The sequence below is a fragment of the Desulfofundulus sp. JL263-se genome (assembly GCF_056316025.1).
Genome location: NZ_CM149993.1, coordinates 2,035,991 through 2,058,683, shown reverse-complemented (window position 1 = coordinate 2,058,683; position 22,693 = coordinate 2,035,991). Strand labels below are relative to the sequence as shown.

The window sequence follows — 22,693 nt, the reverse complement described above, 5'->3', positions numbered from 1 at the left end:
GGTAAACGGATTAATGGAACGGTATATCTGTATTCACGGCCATTTTTACCAGCCGCCGCGGGAGAATCCATGGCTGGAGGACATAGAGCTCCAGGATTCAGCCCATCCCTACCATGATTGGAATGAGCGGATTGCCGATGAATGTTATGCACCCAACGCTGCCTCGCGCATTCTGAACGGTAAGGGTCGGATCAAGGAAATTGTTAATAATTACACTAAAATTAGCTTTAATTTCGGTCCTACACTTCTCGACTGGATGGAAACCAATGAGCCCGAGTTATATCGAACAATAATTGAAGCCGATAAGGAAAGCCAAAAAAATTTTTCCGGGCATGGCTCTGCCATAGCCCAATGTTATAATCACATAATAATGCCCCTGGCCAACCGGCGGGATAAGCATACACAGGTAATCTGGGGGATCCGGGATTTTGAGTACCGCTTTGGCCGGCAGCCGGAGGGAATGTGGCTCCCGGAAACCGCGGTGGACCTGGAAAGCCTCGAGGTTATGGCGGAACAGGGCATCCGGTTTACCATCCTTACCCCTTATCAGGCAAAGCGGGTGCGTAAAATCGGTGAAAACAATTGGCACGATGTGGGGCCCCAAGGTATTGATCCCACTATGCCCTATCTGCTTCACTTACCCAATTCGGGCCGGAGCATGTCCATCTTTTTCTATGATGGTCCTATTTCCCGGGCTGTTGCTTTCGAAAAGCTGCTTTCCAACGGGGAGCGCTTCGCCCGGCGGCTTTTAGATGGTTTTGACGATGCACGCAATCGGCCGCAGCTTGTTAATATTTCTACCGACGGCGAAACCTACGGCCATCACCACCGGCACGGGGACATGGCACTGTCCTACGCCTTGCATTATATTGAAGCAAATAACCTGGCGCGGATTACAATTTATGGGGAATACCTGGAAAAATTTCCTCCCACCCACGAGGTAGAGATTATCGAGAATAGTTCCTGGAGCTGCGCTCACGGTATTGAGCGCTGGCGGAGCAATTGCGGCTGTAATTCCGGCATGCATCCGGGGTGGAGCCAGGCCTGGCGGGCTCCGCTGCGGAACGCCTTAAATTGGCTGCGAAACACGCTGGCACCCCTGTGGGAGGAGAAGGCGCGTCAATTTCTCAAAGAGCCATGGGAAGCGAGGAACGATTATATTTCCATAATCCTCGACCGCTCGTTAGAGAATTTCCGCCGGTTTTTAGGGAAACATGCTACCCGCGAGCTAAATCCGGAAGAACAGGTAATAGTTTTAAAATTGCTGGAACTCCAGCGGCATGCTATGTTAATGTATACCAGCTGCGGTTGGTTTTTTGACGATATTTCTGGGATTGAGACGGTACAGATAATGCAATATGCCGGCCGCGTAATCCAGCTGGCGGAGGAATTGTTTGGCAACAAGCTGGAGCCACGCTTTGTGGAAATGCTCGGACAGGCAAAAAGCAATGTTTCCGAACACCGGGACGGTGCCCACATTTACGAAAAATTTGTTAAGCCGGCAATGGTGGACTTGCCAAAGGTAGGTGCCCATTATGCCATTAGCTCACTGTTTGAAGATTACAGTGAGAGGTCACGCATTTATTGCTATCTTATAGAACGGGAGGATTGTCGGGACCTGGTGGCGGGGGAGGCAAGACTTTCGGTTGGACGGGCACGGGTTACTTCTGAAATTACAAGAGATTCAATGACGTTGAGCTACGGAGTGCTGTACTTTGGCTATCATAATGTAAATGGTGGTGTCCGGGAATACCGCGACGAAAATGCCTACCGGGAAATGGTGGAGAAAGTAACGGATGCCTTCGACCGGGGTGACCTTACCGAAGTAATTCGACTCCTAGATCAATACTTTGAAGGGACAACTTATTCGTTGAGGCAACTTTTCCGGGACCAGCAGAGGAAGATTTTGGATATAATTCTTGATTCTACGCTGGAACGTGTAGCATCTGAATACCAGCGGATTTATGAGCGTCATGCTCCATTAATGTTATTCTTAAAAGACCTGCACATTCCCCGGCCCAAGGCCCTTGATACCGCCGCTGAGTTTGTTTTAAATAACGGCCTGCGCCGGGCATTGGCGGGCGAGGTGCCGGATTTTGAGCGTATCAAAGTTCTTCTTAACGAGGTGCGCATGCTGGACGTGCCGCTTGATGATACCGATCTCGGGTACGCTTTGAAACAAACTGTAGAAAGGATGGCGGAACGATTGCGAAACCGGCCGGCCGACCTTTCTTTGCTTCAAAACTTGGACCGGGCCATCGGTTTAGCCCGTTCGTTACCCTTTGGAGTGGATATGTGGAAAATGCAAAATATCTATTACCGGTTGTTAAAAACGGTTTATCCGGATTTCAGGCGAAAGGCCCAGCAAGGGGATGACAGTGCCCAGATATGGGTTGATCACTTCTCGGCCCTTGGTGACAAGCTTCGGATGCGGGGTGGTACTTGAGATGGTGTGCCTGCATATTCCCGCTGCCACTTACCGGCTTCAGTTCAACCGGGAATTTCGTTTTGCCGACGCCGAGGCCCTGGTATCATATCTGCACGCGCTGGGCATTACCGATTTCTATGCCTCTCCCTTGCTAAAGTCCAGGCGGGGAATCCCCCACCACGGGTATGATGTAACAGACCCAACCCGGTTAAGCCCGGAGCGGGGAGAAGAAAAGGCATTTACTTCACTGGTTGGTGCTTTACAGCGACATGGAATGGGGCTGTAATTAGATGCAGTGCACTTAATCACATGGCCGCCAGCGATGAGAATCCGTGGTGGCTGGATGTTCTTCAAAATGGCCCGGATTCTCCCTATCCTCCCTACTTCGATATTGATTGGTGCCCAACCCAGGCCGGGTTTGGAAAACAAGGTTTTGCTCCCGGTTTTAGGTGCCCCTTACGGCAAGATACTGGAAGGCCAGGAACTTACCTTAATGCTGAGTATTTCAGAATTTTCCCATTGCTTTGTTGGTGGGAGAAAGGTAAAAAAGAAAAGTCGGGATTTATTAATCCCGACTTTTTATTGTATTTTTACATGTTTACTTTTCAGACTTAGCTTTTTCCTCTTGGGCCTTCTTAATAATTTCTTGAGCCAGGCGTTCCGGTACTTCTTCATAACCGCTGAATTTCATGGAGAATGAACCGCGTCCTTGGGTCATAGCCTTTAAATCTATGGCGTAAGTATACATTTCGGCTAAAGGTACCATGGCTTTTACCTTGGTTTCATTACCGGCTGGATCCATGCCGAGAATTCTTCCACGCTTACCGTTAAAATCACTTATAATGTCTCCCATAAAACTCTCCGGTACGGTGACCTCCACTTCCATGATTGGCTCCAGCAATACCGGGTTGGCTTGCTCCACCCCTTTTTTATAAGCTATGGCAGCAGCTATTTTAAAGGCCATTTCTGAGGAATCCACCGGGTGGTAGGAGCCGTCGTAAAGCTCGGCACCTAATCCTGTAACGGGATAACCGGCCAAAACTCCTTCTTGCATTGCTTCCTGGAGTCCTTTTTCCACAGCCGGTATATATTGCTTGGGTACGGCACCGCCGAATATGCTTTCACTGAATTCAAATTCTTTTTCTGTCGGGTAGAAACGAATCCAGACGTGACCGTACTGGCCGTGGCCGCCTGTTTGTTTCTTATGTTTACCTTCTACCTTGACTTCTTTGCGGATGGTTTCCCGATAAGGAACCTTGGGAGTTTTGACATCCACGTCCACCCCGTAGCGGTTTTTCAGCTTGCTAACAACAATATCCAGGTGGACGTCTCCCATTCCAGTAAGAAGGGTTTCCTTTGTTTCGGTATTTTTTTCCATTCTTAGCACCGGGTCTTCTTCCAAGATACGGGATATGGCGTTACTTAGTTTATCTTCGTCTCCCTTGCTCTTTGGATGGATGGCTACGGTGTAAGTAGGTTCGGGGAAAACGATACCTTCCAGTTTAACGGGGTTTCCTTTTGTACAAAGGGTATCCCCTGTCTCCGTTACTTGTAGTTTTACAAGAGCCGCCATATCCCCGGCAGGCACTTCCTGGGTTTGGGTGCTGTTTTTACCCCGGACATAAAAGATTTGGCCGACTTTTTCATTCTTTTCCTTGGTGCTGTTGTAAAGATTTGTATCAGAGGTAAGTTTACCGGCATAAACACGGATAAAGTTCATCCTGCCAACATACGGGTCGGCCAGGGTTTTAAATACCAAGGCCGAAAATGGAGCATCGGGATCTACTTTAGGGCTGGGAAGGTAATTCACTATATTGTCCATTAATGTTGTTACACCCATGTTTTTAGTGGCTGAGCCGCAAAATACCGGAGTGATTTTTGCCTCTCCTATTCCTTTTTTTAGACCTTCCTTAATTTCATCCTGGCTGAGTTCTTCACCTTCAAGGTATTTCATTAATAATTCATCGTCAGATTCGGCAGCAGCCTCTACTAACTTTTCCCTATATTCACCTATTTTATCGTTTAATTCTTCCGGTATTGGTATTTCCTGGGGTTGACCCTTATCATCGTATTTGTAGGCTTTTTGTTCCACTAGGTCTACGATACCGCTAAAGTCTAGGGCCATCCCAATGGGTAGTTGCATGGGGGCGGGATTGGCTCCCAATTTTTCTTTAATCTGGTTCATTACTTCATAAAAGTCAGCATTCTCCCGGTCCATTTTATTAATAAAAATGGCCCTGGGCAAGTTTGCTTTTTCCACAAAATTCCAAATAATTTCCGTTTGTACTTCCACTCCGTCAACTGCCGATATAACAAATAAAGCCGCATCGGTTACCCTTAGCGCTCCTTTTACTTCTCCGATGAAATCGGAATATCCTGGTGTATCCAGGCAATTAATCTTTGTTTTATTCCATTCACAGGGAACTAAACTGGTATGGATAGTAATTTGTTTATCAATTTCTTCCGGATGATAATCAGATGTGGTGGTGCCATCTTCTACTTTACCAATCCTGCTAATTGCTCCAGTATTATAAAGCATTGTTTCAACCAGCGAGGTTTTTCCGGCGCCACCGTGAGCTACTAGAGCGATATTTCTGAGCGCGTTGCTTGGATAGTTCTTCAAAATTTCGTACCTCCTTTTGTAAATAATGGATTCCCTAAAAGCCCTTGTTCTATACTTAACAACAGCCAAATTTGGGCGATTTTGGCATAAATACAAAAAGAGCCCTACAGCCTTAAAAATACATTGGGCTTTCTATGTAATTCTACATAAAGACTATAAAATCCTTGTAATAAAAAAAATTAGGGCAGCTTTTTTTTAACAACTTGTTGACATAATATTCCACATAGTCGCTGCCCTGTGAACATACATTTTACTAGTCCCGATTTAACGATAAGAAAAGAGGTATGTCCATGGTGCGGCAATCTTTTATATATGGGGCAATCATATTATTAATAACTAATTTTTTCAATCGTGTTGTTGGATTTGTTTACCAAATTTTAATGATCCGCTTAATTGGTCCCGAAGGTGTCGGGCTTTTCAATATGGTTTACCCTATTTATGTTTTGGTTCTGGTTGCTGCAACTGCTGGAATTCCCGTAGCCATAGCAAAGCTGGTGGCCGAAGAAGTAGCTAAAAACAACCTGGCAGGAGCATACCGGGTATTCAGGATATCCTTTTTGTATATTTTTACGCTAAGCATATTTTTTACGGTGGTTTTATTGGTAGGGGCACCACTGTTAAAAAAACATGTATTTCTCAATCCAAAGGTATACTATTGTTTTCTTAGTTTGATTCCCGGCATAATAATTGTGTCTTTATGTTCTTCTTTTCGCGGATTTTTCCAGGGGTTGCATCAAATGGTGCCAACTGCCGTTACTCAGGCTACCGAGCAGCTGATTAGAGTGGTTGCAGGTTTAAGCATAGCTTATTTTTTACTTCCCCAGGGAGTTGAATATGCTGCCATAGGTATTTCCTTAGGAGTTATATTGGGTGAATTTACAGGATTCTTATTAATGCTTATCATTTACTTTTCAAGCCGCCCCCAAGTTCAACAACCTTATAATCCCGTAGAAAGTTTCATAGGGCAAGAAACAGCGCGTATTTTTAACCTCGCTGTTCCCGTAACCCTCACTAGATTGGTTGCTACGGGATTCATGTCTGTTGATGCCATACTAATCCCTCGGCGGTTATATGCGGCGGGGCTTTCCCTGTCGGAAGCCACAGCTGCATACGGTGAGTTAATAGGCATAGCCATGTCCCTGGTTTTAACTCCGGGAATAATTACTTTTGCCCTGGCCACGGCCTTGGTACCCGCCGTATCTGATGCTATAGCTATAAAAAATTATTCCCTGGTAAGAAGCCGGGCAAGTGAATCCTTACGTCTTACCATGCTGGCCGGGATGCCGGCGACTTTATTACTATTGATCATGCCTGAACAGATTTGCGATTTGTTTTTTGGTTATCCAGGGGCAGGAACTATTATGAGGGCACTGGCACTGGGCGGGCCGTTTTTATATTTTTCCCAGACGGCAACTGCAATTTTACAGGGGTTTGGAAAGGCTGAAAAACCTTTAAAGAATCTGCTTATAGGCTCTGTAGTAAAAGTAGTGGGTGTTTACTACCTTACTGTTATTCCCACCCTGGGAATTGTTGGTACAGCTTATTCGTTATCCTTTTCATATGCCGTTTCCGCCCTGCTCAATTATCGCGATTTACGTATCCTCACGGGAGTAAAGCTGCACTTGACCGAGTGGCTGATTAAACCGTTATTTGCCTCTATTTGCATGGTTTTTATTATTAATATTTGTTCCATATTGACTATCCTTATTGGAACTGGGAAGGTATGTACCATAATTTCATTATTATTTGGCATTCCGGTCTATATGATTATAATGTTCATTATAGGTGGAATTAAAAGTCATGATCTTAAAAGGTTTAAAAGTTTGTTAAAAATAAAGTAACAAATAAAAATTATTCGATCTCCTTTGCATCAAACCACTGGCAAAGTTTTTTTAGTGATTTATAATCGGTAAGGTCAAAATGAATGGGAGTAACGGATATATATCCCTTTTTTATAGCTTCGATATCGGTTATATAGCCATCACACTGGTTCTGCGGAATTTCGTCTCTTGGCTCTCCTCCCATCCAGTAATATGGTTGACCCCGGGGATCACTGCGTTTATGAAACACGTTTTCATATTTTCTCCGGCCCAGTGAGGTGACTTTGACCCCCTTTGGTATTCCTTCTGGTATATTTATGTTGCAAAGGCAGTCTTCTGGAAGGCCATGCTTCATTATTTTAAGAACTATTTCTCTTATAAATTCCGTGGCCTGGGAAAAATCAGGCTCATTATGGGTAGCCAGGGAAATAGCCACGGAAGGAATGCCATTAATTAGGCCTTCTATTGCCGCCGATACCGTTCCGGAATATAAAACATCAGTTCCTAAATTAGGCCCCCAGTTTATCCCGGAAACCAGCATATCAGGCGGGCCGGGTAACAGTGCCTCAATTCCTAATTTTACACAGTCTGCTGGGGTTCCGTCCACTGCCCAGGCAGCTTTAACATTGTCCATGGAGATTTGTTTAGGCCTTAAGGGGGCGTGCATGGTGATGCCGTGTCCGGTTGCGCTTCTTTCTCGGTCAGGGGCTACTATATATATTTCCCCCAGGGGCGATAGAGTGTTTTTTAGGGCCTTCAGGCCTTCGGCTAAAATTCCGTCGTCGTTGCTGAGAAGAATGCGCATTGGTTCCCTCCGGCTTCCTTATGTTTCGTAAATCGATATTAGCATATTCCCGTTATTTGTTTTTGACAGGCCAAATAAAAGTCTTTTATCTTTAAGATTTTTGTTTAGAAAATCAACCACTTTATACATATCTGAATAGGTTTTAAATTCTTTCGTTGCAATTAATTCCAATTTGTTTTGAGATTTTTGACCCAATTTCATTCCTCCTTAACTATTTTTTATAAGTGCAAATGCCTCCGCCCTGGTGGCATCATTTTTGGCTAGCAATCCCCTTACTGCCGAAGTCACCGTTTTTGACCCGGGTTTTTTTACCCCTCGTAATGTCATGCACATATGCTCGGCTTCAATTACTACCAATACCCCTTGGGGGTTTAAGCGTCTCATTATGCTATCTGCAATTTGGCTAGTCAGCCGTTCTTGCAATTGGGGTCTTTTGGCATATCCCTCAACAACCCGGGCAAGCTTAGATAAACCAGTAATATTTCCGTTTCTGGGTATATAGGCTACATGAGCTTTTCCGTAAAAAGGTAAAAGGTGGTGCTCACACATGGAATAAAGGGGAATATCCTTGACAAGCACCATTTCCTCATGTTCTTCCGAAAATACCTTTTGCAGGTGCTCTTCCGGGTCTTCCCAAAGACCGCAAAAAATTTCCTGGTACATTCTAGCTACCCTGGCAGGGGTACCTCGCAGGCCCTCCCGCTCTGGGTCTTCTCCAATGGCTTCAAGAATCATCCTTACTGCCTCTTCTATCTTGGGGGCGTCAATCATTTGGTTTCTATCCCTCCCTACGACCACTACAGCCAGTTCAATCTTGTTTTTAAGATATTTTACTTGGAGCCCGGGCCTGCAGGATAATGTTTTGTGAGGTGGTAAGTCATCATAATATTATAATCCCACAAATCTATTATAACTCAGGATTACGAATCTTTTAATAATTCTTCATTATGATATAAAGCTCCTTCTTGAAAATATGAAATTGTGTTCATTAGAAACAAAAAACGGACAATTAGTCCGTTTTTATCCCGTTAGGCCTAGAGCCCGCCTGTAACTTTCAGTGGCTTCATTGGTTCGGCCCAACTCCAAAAGCAATTCTGCCCTTAAGCCCCATAATTGGTGATTATCCGAGTGGGTGCGTAATATCTCTTCATATATGTTCAAAGCCTCTTCTAACCTATTCATCTTTGTTAGACAATTGGCCTTATTCATTTTAGCAGCTATATTATGGGAGTTTAATTTTAAACTTCGGTCATAATGAAGGAGGGCGGTTTCTAAGTCACCGGTATTTTCCAGGCAAATGCCGAAATTATTTTCAAGGGTATCATCATAGGGGTGAGCTTTAAGTGCCGATTCAAAACAGGATATGGCCTTTTTATACTGTCCACAGCACTGGTAGCATGATGCTAGGTTGTTCAAAACAGTGACATCCGTTGGGACCATGCCCCGGGCTAGTTCGTAACAGGCCAATGCCTCTTCGTATTTTTCACAATAAAACAGGCTGTACCCCTTATTATTCAATAATTCCAGGGAATTTAAACCTAAGGACTGCGCCTTGGAGTAATAATGAACGGCTTCTTCGTGTCGTGACAGCTTACTTAGAGCCAGGCCGGCATTAAAGTAAACGTATGTATCCGCCTTACCATTCTTTAATATTTGCTCGAAAATTAAGAGGGCTTCACTGGGTTTTCCCGCTTCCAGAAGGGCCACTCCTATGTTGTTGAGTGCCAATTCTTCAACTTGCCCGTTCTGCATTGACATTTTATTTTCCCTTGTATATTCTTTAACTTTTTTGGGGTTCTGGTAGATATTTTCCGTGTAATTTTCTTTATTTAGTTTGGAGGATGACCTGTATGTTTTATTAAACCAATAAAGAAAACTGCCAATATTTTCAGCGCCGGCGCCTTTTTTCCAGTGTAATACGGCCCGGTCCACCTGGCCTTTTTTCAGGTATAAACGGCTGGCCTGCAAGTGTAGATTAGGATTAGCCCTTTTAGTGTCAATTTTAATGGCCCTGTCTATTATGTTAAGGGCATAATTATGAGCACCTAAGGCTTCAAAAAAGTGCGCTGACAACCGCATTAGGCGTACCTTCGCGTTTTCCGCCAGCTTTCTGGTTAATGGCCACACTGCGTTACACCCCCTTCGCAGTTGCCATTTTTGAAGTAATTTCTTTTCTAAATTACCTTTTCCTGCCAGATATATAAAAAAATCGTTCAACAAATATCTACTCTCTTTGGCAACAAATATTGCCAAATTATTAGAATAAATATAAATTAATCCCGGTTGGGAATGATTTTATTTCTTAAAATGAAACAAAATAATATTATTAGCTAGAACAATCATAAGGAGGGATTGGGTGTCTAACAAGTTCCATAGAGGTGATGCTTTTGTAAAAGAACCTACCGGGTCGGCCACTTTGATTAACCTTGATGGCAAGTGGGAGCACGATTTTGTAGACGACAAAGAGCCGTCCGAGGCAGAAAATGAAAAGGTAAAAAGACCTAGAAATGACCGCTAAAAGCGGTCATTTCTAGGTCTTTACTGATGACTTCCGGCGTATAGATACTAATAAGTGATATAAATGATATATAGGGGGTGCACATGATGTCTTTTTTAAAAAATGATTCTTCAAATAGCTTGGTATTTAATTTTCCTGCTGTACTTCGTGGCACTGTTATTGCTCTAATAGTTTCAATTTTGGGAGCTGCCGCTTTGGGCTTGGTGTTTTATCTTTCCAATTTATCGGAAAAGATTATGCCCTTGGCAGCTGTTTGTATATTGTTTTTAAGTGTTTTTATTGGAGGATTGTTGGCTGCCTACAGTGCTGGTAGTAGGGGAATTTATCACGGTTTGGCCGTTGGTCTTTCCTTTTTTGTTGCATCATGGCTATTGGTAGTTTTATTTTTTCCCGGAAACACGGTATTTTTAAGTGTTTTACAAAAATTTTTGGTGACTGCAATAGCTGGCGGGCTGGGAGGTATTTTGGGAGTAGGGCTGAGTTCCTAGAGAATAAGCGGTTATTTAATTAATAAGGTGACACTTAATAATATAAGGCCAATGCAGAGGAAAATTACGCCTGCGTAAATCTTAAGCGGCTTTTTAAGTTTAGCCACCTATTTTATCTTCCTCCTTATTTTTTTATTTTATTATATGCAAAGATTATATGCAAAGGACTCACCCATTGGAGTGAGTCCTTTTAAAATTCCGGTGGTAATTGTTTTAACTGGGCGAGATTAAATACCGGCCCATCCACACAGACATACTTGCTGCCTATGTTACATCTACCGCATTTTCCTATGCCGCATTTCATCTTTAATTCTAGGGTGGTAATTATTTGTTCATCCCTATATCCCATTTTTTCCAGTGCTTGTAAAACGAATTTTATCATTATTGGCGGGCCGCATGTAATAGCCACTTTATTTTCCGGGGATGGGTTAATTTCTTCAAGATAGGAGGGGACGAATCCTACGTGCCCGGTCCATGCTATTTCTGGCCGGTCAATGGTAGTATAAACTTTGGTACGGGGGTGGCGGGGCCATTTTTCAAAAAGGTCGCGCTTAAAACATAAGTCACCCATGGAGCGGGCGCCGTAAATAATGGTGACTTTTCCATAGGAATTTCGGTTTTGCTCATCCAATACAAAATCAATCAGCGAACGCAAGGGGGCAAGTCCTATACCGCCACCGATAAAAAGGAGGTCTTTACCTTTCATGTCTTCATAGGGAAAATAATTTCCGTACGGGCCGCGGATACCTACTTTTGAACCTACTTCCAGTTCATGCAGGGCTGAAGTTAATTTACCTACCTTTTTTACACTGAATTCGAGGATACCTTTCCTGGTAGGCGAGGAAGTTATACTAATGGTTGCCTCTCCTGTTCCAAAAACAGAAATTTGGGCCACCTGACCGGGCTTCTGGCGAAAATTTTTTTGTACCTCCGGGTCGTCGAACACCATTTGAAAGGTTTTTACGTCTCCTGTTTCGTCAATTATATCGGTTATTGTGGCCGGGTAAGGCATAAGAGGGCTATTTTCCATTTATTATCCTACCTCCTCAAGGTCGGCGATAATCCTGGTTATGTCCATATTTACAGGACATTTTACTATACATCTCCCGCAGCCCACGCACCCGTCTATGCCGTAGCGGTCAAGGTGATATTTTAACTTATGCATGAACCGATTGCGAACTCGTTCCTTTTTTGTGGGCCTCGGGTTATGCCCACCCGCCATTTTGGTAAAATCACCGTACATGCAGGAATCCCAGCAGCGGTATCTGCTGCCTTCCGTTTTATTAGGGGTGAAATCAAATATATCAAAACAGTGGCAAGTAGGACAAATATAGGTACATATTCCACAGCCCAGGCACTTGCGGGAAATTTTATCCCAGTAAGGCAAATCGAAATTTCGGTCTACAGTTTCTTTTGCCTTGGCCGGTGAAATATTGTGTATTAGGTGTTTCTTTAAATGGTTTCGCTTTTCTTCTTTAATACGCTCGAGATCAATATCTTCCGTGGTGAATAGTTTTTCATAACGTTTTACTAACTGGCTTCCCCTATCGGTATTTTCTTCAACGACAAAGCCGCCGTTATGGCCGATGAGCATTAAATCCGCTCTTTGCTGCCACACGGGGTCTATGTTAAAGGCGTTGCAGAAACAAGTGGGAAGTGCTTCTTCGCATGAGATGCCAATGATAATGGTTTTCGCCCTCTTGGCTAAGTAATGAGGGTCTTTTATTTTACCGTTAAAAACAGGATCCAGCGTTTCTAATGCTTTAATATCACACGGGCGGATTCCAAAAATAATTCTCTCTTGTTTGGCTTGTTGTTGGGGAAAATCCAGTTTTATTTCTTCCTTGTTTTGATTAAAACTAAATAATTCTTCTGTTTGAGGAAAGAAATGTTCCTTGGGAGAAATATCGCTATTGTGGAATTTTAGTGTCACATCTTCCGCTCTGGTTACCTCTGCAAATCTGATCAAATCTTTCTTTTGTTGTACGGGGGCAATCAGGGTATAGTCCGACAGCAGGTTGTTCAATAGCGCCTTAATGTTATCTTGGGTTATTGTTTTTACGACCATAGAAACACCACCTTTATTTAAACTCGTCCGGGTCATCCACGGAGAAATGACCCAGCGCCGGCTTTTGCTCCATATCGGTGCCCGGTAGCGGAGCATTATAAAGTTCTTCAATATCTTTCAGTATTTTTTGATTGAGGTGGCGTAAGGGGATATTTACTGGACATACCCTTTCGCATTCTCCGCAATCTACGCAGCGGCCAGCCACATGTAGAGCCCTGATAATATGAAAAGCGGTATTTTCACTTAAATTATTGCGCTTGGATATCCAGTCGGGCCCTGCCTGGTCAAATATGCATTCCCGGCAATTGCACGCCGGGCAAACATTGCGACAGGCGTAGCATCTGAGACAACTACGGAAGTGGCTGTCCCAAAAGCTGCTTTTTTCCGGGGGGGACAGTTTTTCCAGGGCCTCAACTTCTTCGTAACGTTTTTTGTAAGGGGTTTGATTATCAATCCTGTTCCCTACAAATATATCTGACAAAACCGGGTTGGGGTCGGTACATTCCAGGCACTTGGGCAGCAAGTATTCTTTTTTGGAAAACCGGTATTGTTTCTTGTTGGTAATAACAAGGAAATGGTCACCCCCGTCCTGTACGTCCGATAACCTGGCGTAAGGATCTATTTCCCTCATGACTTTGTGCGAATCCAGCAATCCCTGACAGGGAACACCTGTTACATAAATCCTTTCCCGCGTAATCTGGTTGTCCTGGAGCAGGCGAATAATCGAGCGGGAATCACAACCTTTTACCAGCAAGCCTATTTTTTCAGTGGTGTCACGGTAATCCAGTAAATAGGTAACCAGGTTATTTACGCAAAAAGGGGACCAGGTTAACTCCTTGGCAGCAACAGGTTCCGATATAAACAAGGGAGTTGTTCTGGCTACTTGTGTTCCCTGGCCATACCCAATAAATATATTAACCTTTTGTTCGGTTAACATTTCTTGTACTATTTGTTGTAACTGTTCAACTATTTCTTTAAATGATTGGCTCATTGGTCATCCCTCATTTTCTTGTTGGGTCCTAAAGAGCGTATCCGTTTGGTTATTTCAGTGACGGTTTCACTAAATTTTGCTCCTTCAGAACCGCTGATCCAGCTTAAATGAATTCTTTCCGGCTCTAGCCCTACAAATTCCATCAGGCGCTTAAAAATTTGGAAGCGCCTGCGGGCGTAATAATTGCCACTACCATAGTGGCAGTCACCGGGGTGTCACCCGGAAACCAAGACGCCGTCTGCCCCGCGCTGGAAAGCCCTGATAACAAATTGGGGATTTACTCTACTGGAACAAGGTACTCTTATAATGTGGATACTGGCAGGATAGCGGAGCCTGCTTGTTCCCGCCAGGTCGGCGCCGGCGTAACTGCACCAGTTGCAGCAGAAGCCTATTATTTTGGGTTGCCACTGCTCATTATTGGTTTGGTTCATAGACATACGGCATCCACCTCTGCGAGTAATTGTTCGTTGGTAAAGCCCTTAAGGTTTGCTGCACCTGACCGGCATATCACGGTACAGGCGCCACATCCCTGACATAACCCGCTGTTTACGCTGGCTACGGTTCGTTCGAGGGTTTGCCCGCCCTTACGGTAAGTTATAGTCCGTGGTTCAATAGCTTTATAAGGACATGCGGATTGACAGTTCAAGCACCCGGAACAGAGTGCTTCGTCAATGGTAGAAATCATTGGGTCAATAGATAATTCATCCTGGGACATTAAGGCACATACTTTGACCGCGGCAGCGCTTGCCTGGGCCACCGTGTCGGGAATGTCTTTAGGGCCCTGGCAGGTTCCTGCCAGAAAAACCCCCGCAGTGTTGGTTTCCACCGGCCTCAGTTTGGGGTGAGCTTCCTGGAAGAAGCCGTCCTTATCGGATGAAATACCGATTATCTGGGCTAATTTTTCAGAACCCTTACTGGGGACCATGGCGGTGGCCAGAACTACCAGGTCGGCTTCTACTTCAACGGGCCTGCCTAAAAGCGTGTCGGCCGCCTTAACGATTAATTTATCACCTTTAGGATAAATCTTTGACACCCGGCCCCTTATATATTGCGCTCCCTCCCGGATGGAGCGCTGGTAAAATTCCTCATAATTTTTCCCCGGGGTTCTAACATCCATGTAGAAAACGAATACCTGGGAGCCAGGTATTTTTTCCAGCACCTGGTGGGCGTGCTTGGCTGTGTACATGCAGCATGCTCTGGAGCAGTATTCTTTGCCCTTGGCTTCGTCCCTTGAGCCGACGCACTTGATAAAGACGACGTTTTTGGGTTCTTTTCCGTCGGAGGGCCTGAGTATTTTGCCCCCGGTGGGGCCCGAGGCATTGGACATGCGCTCGAATTGCAGCCCGGTGATTACATCGGGATATTTCCCGTAGCCATATTCTCCGTATACTTGTTCCCATTCCAGAAGGTCAAATCCAGTGGCAACTACTATGGCACCTACCGATTCGGTAAAGGTGATATCCTTCTGTTCAAAATCAATGGCTCCTGCCGGGCATACTTTTTGACATATGCCGCATTTACCCGCGGTTAGTTTTCTGCAATTTTCTTTATCGATTACAGGCTTATTAGGTACTGCTTGCGGAAAATTAATATAGATGGCTTTCCGGGTACCGATACCCAGGTTATACTCGCTGGGCACCTTGGTTGGACACTTTTCGGAGCATATTCCGCAACCGGTACATTTGTCGTGGTCAACGTAACGAGCTTTTTGGCGGACCGTAACTTCGAAATTACCAATATAACCGTCCACCTTTTCAAGCTCACAATAGGTTAACAGTTTAATATTAGGGTGCTGCGCCGCAGCAACCATTTTAGGCGTGCTTATTCAGGCCGAGCAATCCAGTGTGGGGAACGTCTTGTCAAGCATGGCCATTTTACCACCAATAGTTGGTTCCCTTTCCAGGAGAAGTACTTCATGCCCAGCATCGGCAATATCCAAAGCGGCCTGAATTCCTGCAATTCCCCCTCCTACTACCAGTATCCTTTTGGTGACCGGTATTTGGGACTCATAAAGGGGTTCCAGCTGTAAAGCCTTGGCAACTGCTCTCCTAACGAGAGCTATAGCCTTTTGAGTGGCTTTTTCCGGCTCATGTGGGTGAACCCAGGAGCACTGCTCCCGAATATTGGCCATTTCCAGCATATACGGGTTTAAACCCGCCCGGGCCAGTACTTTACGGAATGTTGTTTCGTGCAAGCGCGGTGAGCAAGAGGCCACCACGATGCGGTCTAAGTTATTTTCTTTAATTGCCTGTAGTATTTTTTCCTGGCCCGGTTCAGAGCACATATATTTGTAGTCAGTGCTATAAACCACATTGGGCAATTGGGAAATTTCACCGGCAACTTTTGGCACATCTACAACTCCGCCAATATTTGAACCACACCAGCAAACGAATACACCGATTTTTTTCATTACCCATCGCTCCCGTTCACTGTTCTGTTAAGGAGTTTAAAAGGATCTACGAAGTGAGTTCCTAGACTGAGGTCTTCCGGGTAAATTCCCAAACTTATCCCTATTAACTGGGTGAAATAAAATACAGGTAGTTCAAAGTTAGTTCCAAAAGATTTATTTACTTTTATTTGGCGTAAATCCAGGTTAAAATGACACAGGGGGCAAGCCGTAACAATGCAGTTGGCCCCCGCTTGTTGAGCGGATTCAAGAATGTTTAGGACCAATTTTAAGACAATATCTTCGTTAGAAATGGATAGAGATGCGCCGCAACACTCGGTTTTATGTCCCCATTCCCTTACCTGGGCCCCGGCTATTTTCATAAGCTCATCCATCATTTGCGGATTTTCCGGGTCATCTATTTGTACAGAAGGGGGTCTGACTAAAAGGCAGCCGTAATAGGCTGCTATTTTTAAGCCTTTAAGTGGCTTGACGATATTTGTGGCAAGGGTCGTTTTCGATTCAAAAATTACTTCCAACATGGACCGCACTTTTATACTTTTTTGATAAGGCCGGTCAATTATTTGGTTAACCTTCTCCAAAAGTTCTTCGTTATTATTGAGATGATAATTGGCCATGGCCAGGCGCTGGTAACAGGCGGCACAGGAAGCTACAACGTCAAGGCCGGTTTTTTCGGCAAGGGATAAATTTCTCGCGGCCAAAGAGGTAGCCAGTAAATGGCTGGTACTGTGAGCTGCCGTTGAACCGCAACAGTTCCAGTCAGGTACGTCGCTCAACTGGATACCCAGTCTATCACATACCACTCTGGAGGAAATATCGTATTCCTTGGCACTGGTATGATAACAGCAGCCGGGGTAATATGAATACTTCATGATTTTTTCTCCTCCAGTTCCTTTGTCTTGGTAAAGATGCGACTTATTTCATCCATCCCTTTGGGAGATGATATGATAAATTTTAATTTCCCTTTGGTAAACATGGACAGGCCGGTTTCGGCATCACGAAATGGATTACCACTTTTAATATTAAAATTTAACATGGTAGCGAACTCGTGGAGCCTGCCAAATTTGCGCAGGGAACCAAGGAAGTTTTCATTAAAGAGTAAAACCTTTTTCGCCCTCCCTGAAGGACGGATCCCTTCCCTTTGAGCCGTAATCCGCAAGGCGTCCATAACCTCGGCTAATTCAATATTACGGGGACAGCGAGCTGAACAGGTAGAGCAATAAGCGCATATCCAGATTGACTGGCAGTTAAGTACGTCATCCTTAAGCCCCAGTTGGACCATTCTAATTACTTGATTCGGGATTAAATCCATAAAAGATGATAACGGGCAGCCTGCGGTACATTTTCCGCATTGATAGCACCGCTGCACTTCTTGACCGCTTTCCCTGTTTATTAGGGAAGTAAAATCTCTGTTATTTTTTATACTATTGGTCAGGTTAATGTTTTGCATAGCGTACCCCTCTTTGCGGTAAGTAATACGGTGATACTAAAAAGGGTTTATGCCATAAGTATAATTCTGCGAAAAAGCCTTAAACGTTAAGCTATTCGATAATGATTTTAAAAGTCCTCCTACTTGTCCTAAAAAAAATTAGAGAAGGACAGGCCTGTTTTGACCTGCCCTTATGATTTACTTCCAAAACTTTAATAGAAAATTTCTTAGGAATGACGGTAGCCGGACAAAATATACACGCAAAGTGAATCACCCCTTTTAATGCCGTTGATATATATATATTATTTGGGGTTAATGTTAAATGTGTCTTCGATTATATATTGCAAGTATCTTTTTACGTCGGCTGTCTTTTCAATTTTAGTCCATTGAGGCTGATACCCAGAATTTTTCAGCCAGTTCACAATTTTATTTTTAATTGTCTTGGTGTCTCCCTGAATATGAGTATTTAAAGGGAGAGAATTTAAAAAAATTTTTCCGTATTTTTTTGTTATTAACCTTTTGTCCATTATTATTACTGAACCCCTATCCCGGCCTGTTCTGATTAACCTTCCGAAACCTTGTTTAAAGCGAATTACTGCCTGGGGGAGTGAAAATTGGTTAAACCCGTTACGGCCGTTACGGTTAAGTTCTTCTAGCCGCGCTTCCACCACAGGTATATTTGGCGGCCAAAACGGCAGTTTTACAATGATAACATTACTTAACGCCGGGCCAGGAATGTCCACGCCTTCCCAAAAACTGGAGGATCCGAGCAATACGGAACGAGGAGTATTTTGAAATTGCTCGATTAAACGGGTTCGGTTACCGTCGAGTTTATGAGCTAAAAGACAAATATCCCTCTCTTCCATTGCATCTTTTAGCCTGTAATAAATTTCCCGGAGGGCGTGGTGGGAGGTAAATAATACCAGTGTTCGCCCTTGTAAGGCCAATATATATTCTTTAAGGGCCTCTGCCAGCCGGTTAAAATAAATTGTATCCCCGACTTCTCCCGGCAGGTCCACATTTTTATCTATACAAAGGATACATTGCTGCTCGTATTTAAAGGGTGAAGGGACAACTTCCAATAAAACCTGGTCCTCCGGTAATAAATCGACTCCGGTGCGCTCCATGAAATATTGAAAACTTTCATTGGCCGTGAGGGTTGCCGAAGTGTAAATGATACCTTGGTTTTGTTTTAACAAGTTTTCAAAAAGTAATTCTCCTACCTTTACCGGAGCGGCAATTAAATTAAAATTACCTTCACCGCTTATTTCAACCCAGTAGACGTGATTTTCATCGGCAGTGGCGGTGATGAAACTCAGGTCGTCGGCAATGGTATTACCGGAAATAATTAATTCCTTCAGATTCCATGCATGTTCCAGCCACAATTCATCTGTGGCCCCCCATATTTCCAACAAGTCCGACATTTCTTTCAAGTTCTGTATTGCCGATTTTAAACTTATTATTAAATTAATCCCCTCGGCCCTGAATAATGGGTGTATCTTTTCATTGGGCTTGAGGCGAATAGACGTTTTTACGTAATTTTCATTGTCAAATGGCCCAACAGCCTTGTTTAAAATATCAAAAAAGTTGTTAATCTGCTCTAATATCCGGGATCTATTCTGCTTTGCTTTATCCAGGAGTTGATGCCATTGTTCAGTGTTTCTGGGAGGGGCTAATTCGGATAATTTCCCCAGGGTTTTATAAATTGATTTTACCCACTGCTTTAATATACTGCGGGATACTTGTTTGCTGAAGTGGTATGTTGCTGCATTTTCAAGGTGGTGTGCCTCGTCAACAATCAAGGGGCCAAATGGGGGCAGAATTTTATGCGTGGAGCGCAAGTCCGAAAATAGCAGGGAATGGTTTGTAATAATAATATCTGCATTTTCGGCCCTTTTTCTGGCCCTGCTTACAAAGCAATAGCGCCTGAACCACCTGCATTGGAAACCTTGACATATTTCAGGGTCCGAACAGATTTGTGCCCAGCATTCATTTTCTTGTTTATTGAGATTTAATTCATTTTTATCTCCTGTTTTGGTCATGTCCAGCCAAATCAATATGCGGGCGAAGAAAAGCGCTTCTTGGGGGGTAAGGTGATGCTGCCTGGTTAAAATGGCCTCCCAGCGGCGCAGGCATAGATAATTGTTTCTGCCTTTAACCAGTGCGGCAGAAAAGCTTTTTCCCATCAGGTTTTTAAGTATAGGAATATCCTTGTTCCATAATTGATCCTGAAGATTAATGGTATGGGTGGCAACCAGGGTTCGCTGCCCGTTGGCCAGGGTCCATAAAAGGGAAGGAATTAGATAGGCCAGGGTTTTCCCCGTTCCGGTACCCGCTTCCATTAAAAGACACTTATTTTCATTAAGGGCACGGGTAACAGTGGTGGCCATTTTTACTTGTTGCGGTCTTATTTCGAAGTGTTTTAACTGTTTACTGAGCGGTCCCTCACTGGAAAATATTTGTTTTATTTTCTTAATGCTGACGGGTTCATTTATGGACTGTTCCCGGTTCCTAGGTATTTTTTTTTCTTCTTCCGGCCCGGGGGGCGGGTAGTACAGGTTAAGGGTTTCTCCTGAAAATCGGCTGGTTTTGTTTTTTATGATGGAAGTGGAGAAGGACGCCCAAGGCGAGCCTGCCTGTTTGAGAAAAGCATCCACCCTTACAAGGTAACCCAGGCTAAGTTTTTTAAGTTCACCCATTAACTTTAGGGCCAATTGGGTGGTGGCCAGGGCATCTGAAAGGGCCCGGTGTTGATTGTTAAATTCTATGCCGGTATATTTACACAGGTCGGCCAGGCGGTGTCCGGGGGCGTTTGGATAAACTATTTTGGCCAGTTCCAAGGTGTCAAACCGGCTGGGAAAGTGTACACCCAAGTGATATTCAAGGAAATTAGCGTCAAAGGGAATATTATGGCCCATAATGGGAAGATGGCCGATAAAATTTATAACTTCACCGGCTATTTTGCATAGCTGTGGGCTGTTTTCGAACATGTGGTCTTCCAGCCCGGTTAAACGTTTGATTTTTACCGGCAAACGGGTTCCGGGATCGATTAGCGTTTGAAAGGTATCTTTAATTTTCCCCATTTGAATTTTAACAAGCCCTATCTCGATTATTTTATCCTTATGGGGTTCTGTTCCGGTGGTTTCCAGGTCGCACACCACGAATTCCCGCATTTTATCACGCCTTTGGGGTTATTATACCTTGCTAAAATTCTGTGATATAATTCGTTTCAGGAGTGGCAATTCCTTCACTTTATTCAAAAGGATAAAAATAAAACAGGGGGAATAAATATGAAATGGCATCACCTGGAAGATGCCCTAACTTTTGTGGAAAATATATTCGGGATGGGCTGGTTAAAAAATTGGGTTGATAAAATTAAGGAATTAGACCCTGAAAAAACCACAACGGGACGGTATATAAATCTCAGGGATGCGGGTATTCCCCCCCTTGTTTTAATGTGGTATAAAGGCCGTGAACAACTGGCCTTATATCATCTGACCGGGCAGTTTCTCCCTTCCCCAGAGGCTCTACTCTTAGGGGACCTGGTTGATGATATAAAAAGTATGGAACATTCTCCGGGCCTTGACATGCGGCTCGAATCTTTAAAAGATTTTTTCCATTACGCCCCGACGGCCTACGAAATTCACATTGCTGCGGGCTATGTGAATCAGAGCTACGAAATTTCCTTTGGCCGGGACTTGGGAATGTTCCAGGCAAATAAGGGAGACCTTTCAATAATATGCCATAAACTCCTTGACACGGGGGATGAGGACTCTATTGTCCGGGAGTTGAAATTAGCCCCGGCTCTGGGGGGCAGCCAGGCAGGTACGGTAATCCATTATGTTGACTGCGAAATGGTGCCGGGCGAGGAACCAGGGAAAGGATTAAAGCAAAGGGCGCGGTCTTTAACGGAAAAGTTAAGTGATGGCCCTAATATTAATGTCATCTGTACTGCCACGTTTTTGGAAAGAAATAGCCGGGGATTTTGCCTGAAGGAAATATCAGTGCCTTTATTAAAGGCCACGGGGAATTTAAACATTTTTTTACCCGGCAAAAAGAGGTAGCCCGCTGCCGGGCTACCTCTTGGCAACATTTGGCCCTATAATTCTTTATCGTTGCATTTACATTTATGCTCGGTGAGAACCGGCCTGACTTTAAATGCCGCCTTTTCACCCCAATTCCCAGGGCCCGGGAACAATATTTTCAACGCCATTGCTATACCGTAAATTTGACCGTGAACAAAGGCCAAATATTCTTCCGCGCTATTTACTGACATTTTTTGTAATTTATCTAGAGCCAACTCAAGGTAATCCAATAGATAAACAGCTCTTTCAGCCAGCTCTTGGTCAGAAGACAATTACTTATACCCCTTTCTACTAAAGATATCCGGTTTTTTAAACCTGGTAGGATTCACCGGGCTTTAAAATAATTACTTTTGCTGGCGTTTCTCTTTCCACATCTTTCTTAAATTTTTCAGCGTCTTGGGCTATCAGCGGCCAGGTGTTGTAATGCATTGGTATTATAATATTCGGTTTTAAAAGTTTTACCGCCTCCAAGGCATCATCCGGCCCCATGGTAAAATTGTCGCCAATGGGAAGGAGGGCGATGTCCAAGGGATGCCTGCGCCCTATCAGTTCCATATCGCCAAATAATCCTGTATCCCCGGCATGATAGATAGTTTTTCCGTCCATGGCCAGAATAAATCCACAGGGCGTTCCCAGGTATTCCGCCGGGCCGTTCTCGTTAGTATAAAAGCCGCTGCCGTGCCAGGCGGGGGTAAGCTTTACTTTTACCCCGTCGAACTGGTGGCTACCACCTATGTGCATGGGGTGGGAGTTAGCTCCCTGGCGGGCAGCATAACTTGCTATTTCAAAAACTGATACCACAGTGGCATTGGATTGTTTGGCTATTTCCACGGCATCGCCCAAATGGTCTCCGTGGCCGTGGGAAACAAGAACGAGATCTGCCTTGAGGTTACCGGGATTGACGGTGGCCAAAGGGTTTCCGGTGATAAAGGGGTCAATGATCAAAGTTGAACTTCCTTCCAATATGAAGCCCGCGTGGCCAAGGAAGGTAATTTTCATTATATTCCGCTCCTTTCTTATAGGTTTTAGTA

General features: G+C 44.2%; 21 protein-coding genes. 6 read left to right on the top strand and 15 right to left on the bottom strand.

The window, feature by feature from the left end:
• Positions 1-13: 13 nt before the first annotated feature.
• On the top strand, positions 14-2,446 hold the full coding sequence (locus ACX4JR_RS10560) for a DUF3536 domain-containing protein (protein WP_476058028.1): 2,433 nt from the start codon (positions 14-16) through the stop codon (positions 2,444-2,446).
• A 1-nt stretch (position 2,447) separates the two neighbouring features.
• Positions 2,448-2,714, top strand: coding sequence for an alpha-amylase family glycosyl hydrolase (locus ACX4JR_RS10555; RefSeq protein WP_476058027.1), 267 nt, complete (start codon positions 2,448-2,450; stop codon positions 2,712-2,714).
• Between the two features lie 312 nt (positions 2,715-3,026).
• Here the strand turns inward: ACX4JR_RS10555 and fusA are convergent, their stop codons facing one another.
• Positions 3,027-5,051: an elongation factor G gene (fusA, locus tag ACX4JR_RS10550; RefSeq protein WP_476058026.1), complete on the bottom strand. Its 2,025-nt coding sequence runs from the start codon at positions 5,049-5,051 to the stop codon at positions 3,027-3,029.
• Positions 5,052-5,335: 284 nt separating this feature from the next.
• Here fusA and spoVB point away from each other — a divergent pair, with 284 nt between their 5' ends.
• The gene (gene spoVB / locus ACX4JR_RS10545; protein ID WP_476058025.1) at positions 5,336-6,892 is read left to right on the top strand and encodes a stage V sporulation protein B; all 1,557 of its coding nucleotides are present in this window, start codon (positions 5,336-5,338) and stop codon (positions 6,890-6,892) included.
• Positions 6,893-6,902: 10 nt separating this feature from the next.
• On the opposite strand, the gene surE is transcribed toward spoVB, so the two are convergent.
• From surE to ACX4JR_RS10525, 4 genes are all read right to left on the bottom strand, one after another.
• On the bottom strand, positions 6,903-7,676 hold the full coding sequence (gene surE, locus ACX4JR_RS10540) for a 5'/3'-nucleotidase SurE (RefSeq protein ID WP_476058024.1): 774 nt from the start codon (positions 7,674-7,676) through the stop codon (positions 6,903-6,905).
• 18 nt (positions 7,677-7,694) lie between these two features.
• Positions 7,695-7,877 carry a YpmA family protein gene (locus ACX4JR_RS10535; RefSeq protein ID WP_476058023.1) on the bottom strand — a complete coding sequence of 61 codons (183 nt, stop codon included), beginning with the start codon at positions 7,875-7,877 and terminating at the stop codon, positions 7,695-7,697.
• A 6-nt stretch (positions 7,878-7,883) separates the two neighbouring features.
• Positions 7,884-8,447: a GTP cyclohydrolase I FolE gene (folE, locus tag ACX4JR_RS10530; RefSeq protein WP_476058022.1), complete on the bottom strand. Its 564-nt coding sequence runs from the start codon at positions 8,445-8,447 to the stop codon at positions 7,884-7,886.
• A gap of 249 nt (positions 8,448-8,696) precedes the next feature.
• Complete coding sequence (locus ACX4JR_RS10525) at positions 8,697-9,803, bottom strand: tetratricopeptide repeat protein (protein ID WP_476058021.1); 1,107 nt, start codon at positions 9,801-9,803, stop codon at positions 8,697-8,699.
• A gap of 229 nt (positions 9,804-10,032) precedes the next feature.
• On the opposite strand from ACX4JR_RS10525, the gene ACX4JR_RS10520 reads away from it, so the two are divergent.
• A complete protein-coding gene (locus ACX4JR_RS10520) occupies positions 10,033-10,194 on the top strand; it encodes a hypothetical protein (RefSeq protein WP_476058020.1) in 162 nt (53 codons plus the stop codon).
• 86 nt (positions 10,195-10,280) lie between these two features.
• Positions 10,281-10,682, top strand: a complete 402-nt coding sequence (locus tag ACX4JR_RS10515) for a TIGR04086 family membrane protein (RefSeq protein ID WP_476058019.1) — start codon at positions 10,281-10,283, stop codon at positions 10,680-10,682.
• Positions 10,683-10,872: 190 nt separating this feature from the next.
• On the opposite strand, the gene ACX4JR_RS10510 is transcribed toward ACX4JR_RS10515, so the two are convergent.
• From ACX4JR_RS10510 to ACX4JR_RS10475, 8 genes are all read right to left on the bottom strand, one after another.
• On the bottom strand, positions 10,873-11,712 hold the full coding sequence (locus ACX4JR_RS10510; protein WP_476058018.1) for an FAD/NAD(P)-binding protein: 840 nt from the start codon (positions 11,710-11,712) through the stop codon (positions 10,873-10,875).
• A 3-nt stretch (positions 11,713-11,715) separates the two neighbouring features.
• Positions 11,716-12,750, bottom strand: coding sequence for a 4Fe-4S dicluster domain-containing protein (locus ACX4JR_RS10505; RefSeq protein ID WP_476058017.1), 1,035 nt, complete (start codon positions 12,748-12,750; stop codon positions 11,716-11,718).
• 13 nt (positions 12,751-12,763) lie between these two features.
• A complete protein-coding gene (locus ACX4JR_RS10500) occupies positions 12,764-13,741 on the bottom strand; it encodes a 4Fe-4S dicluster domain-containing protein (RefSeq protein ID WP_476058016.1) in 978 nt (325 codons plus the stop codon).
• On the bottom strand, positions 13,738-14,172 hold the full coding sequence (locus tag ACX4JR_RS10495; protein ID WP_476060529.1) for a hydrogenase iron-sulfur subunit: 435 nt from the start codon (positions 14,170-14,172) through the stop codon (positions 13,738-13,740). The genes ACX4JR_RS10500 and ACX4JR_RS10495 overlap by 4 nt, the downstream gene beginning before the upstream one ends.
• Positions 14,169-16,151 (bottom strand): 4Fe-4S binding protein, encoded by a 1,983-nt coding sequence (locus ACX4JR_RS10490; protein ID WP_476058015.1) that lies wholly within the window; start codon positions 16,149-16,151, stop codon positions 14,169-14,171. The genes ACX4JR_RS10495 and ACX4JR_RS10490 overlap by 4 nt, the downstream gene beginning before the upstream one ends.
• Complete coding sequence (locus ACX4JR_RS10485; protein WP_476058014.1) at positions 16,151-17,020, bottom strand: CoB--CoM heterodisulfide reductase iron-sulfur subunit B family protein; 870 nt, start codon at positions 17,018-17,020, stop codon at positions 16,151-16,153. The genes ACX4JR_RS10490 and ACX4JR_RS10485 overlap by 1 nt, the downstream gene beginning before the upstream one ends.
• Positions 17,017-17,598, bottom strand: coding sequence for a 4Fe-4S dicluster domain-containing protein (locus ACX4JR_RS10480; RefSeq protein WP_476058013.1), 582 nt, complete (start codon positions 17,596-17,598; stop codon positions 17,017-17,019). The genes ACX4JR_RS10485 and ACX4JR_RS10480 overlap by 4 nt, the downstream gene beginning before the upstream one ends.
• A gap of 281 nt (positions 17,599-17,879) precedes the next feature.
• Entirely contained in the window at positions 17,880-20,750 is a 2,871-nt protein-coding gene (locus ACX4JR_RS10475) for a helicase C-terminal domain-containing protein (RefSeq protein ID WP_476058012.1), read from the bottom strand.
• 117 nt (positions 20,751-20,867) lie between these two features.
• On the opposite strand from ACX4JR_RS10475, the gene ACX4JR_RS10470 reads away from it, so the two are divergent.
• Positions 20,868-21,641 (top strand): hypothetical protein, encoded by a 774-nt coding sequence (locus tag ACX4JR_RS10470; protein WP_476058011.1) that lies wholly within the window; start codon positions 20,868-20,870, stop codon positions 21,639-21,641.
• Between the two features lie 35 nt (positions 21,642-21,676).
• Here ACX4JR_RS10470 and ACX4JR_RS10465 read toward each other — a convergent pair whose 3' ends face one another.
• Both ACX4JR_RS10465 and ACX4JR_RS10460 read right to left on the bottom strand, forming a co-directional pair.
• Complete coding sequence (locus ACX4JR_RS10465; protein ID WP_476058010.1) at positions 21,677-21,934, bottom strand: hypothetical protein; 258 nt, start codon at positions 21,932-21,934, stop codon at positions 21,677-21,679.
• Between the two features lie 37 nt (positions 21,935-21,971).
• Positions 21,972-22,661 (bottom strand): metal-dependent hydrolase, encoded by a 690-nt coding sequence (locus ACX4JR_RS10460; RefSeq protein ID WP_476058009.1) that lies wholly within the window; start codon positions 22,659-22,661, stop codon positions 21,972-21,974.
• Positions 22,662-22,693: the final 32 nt, after the last annotated feature.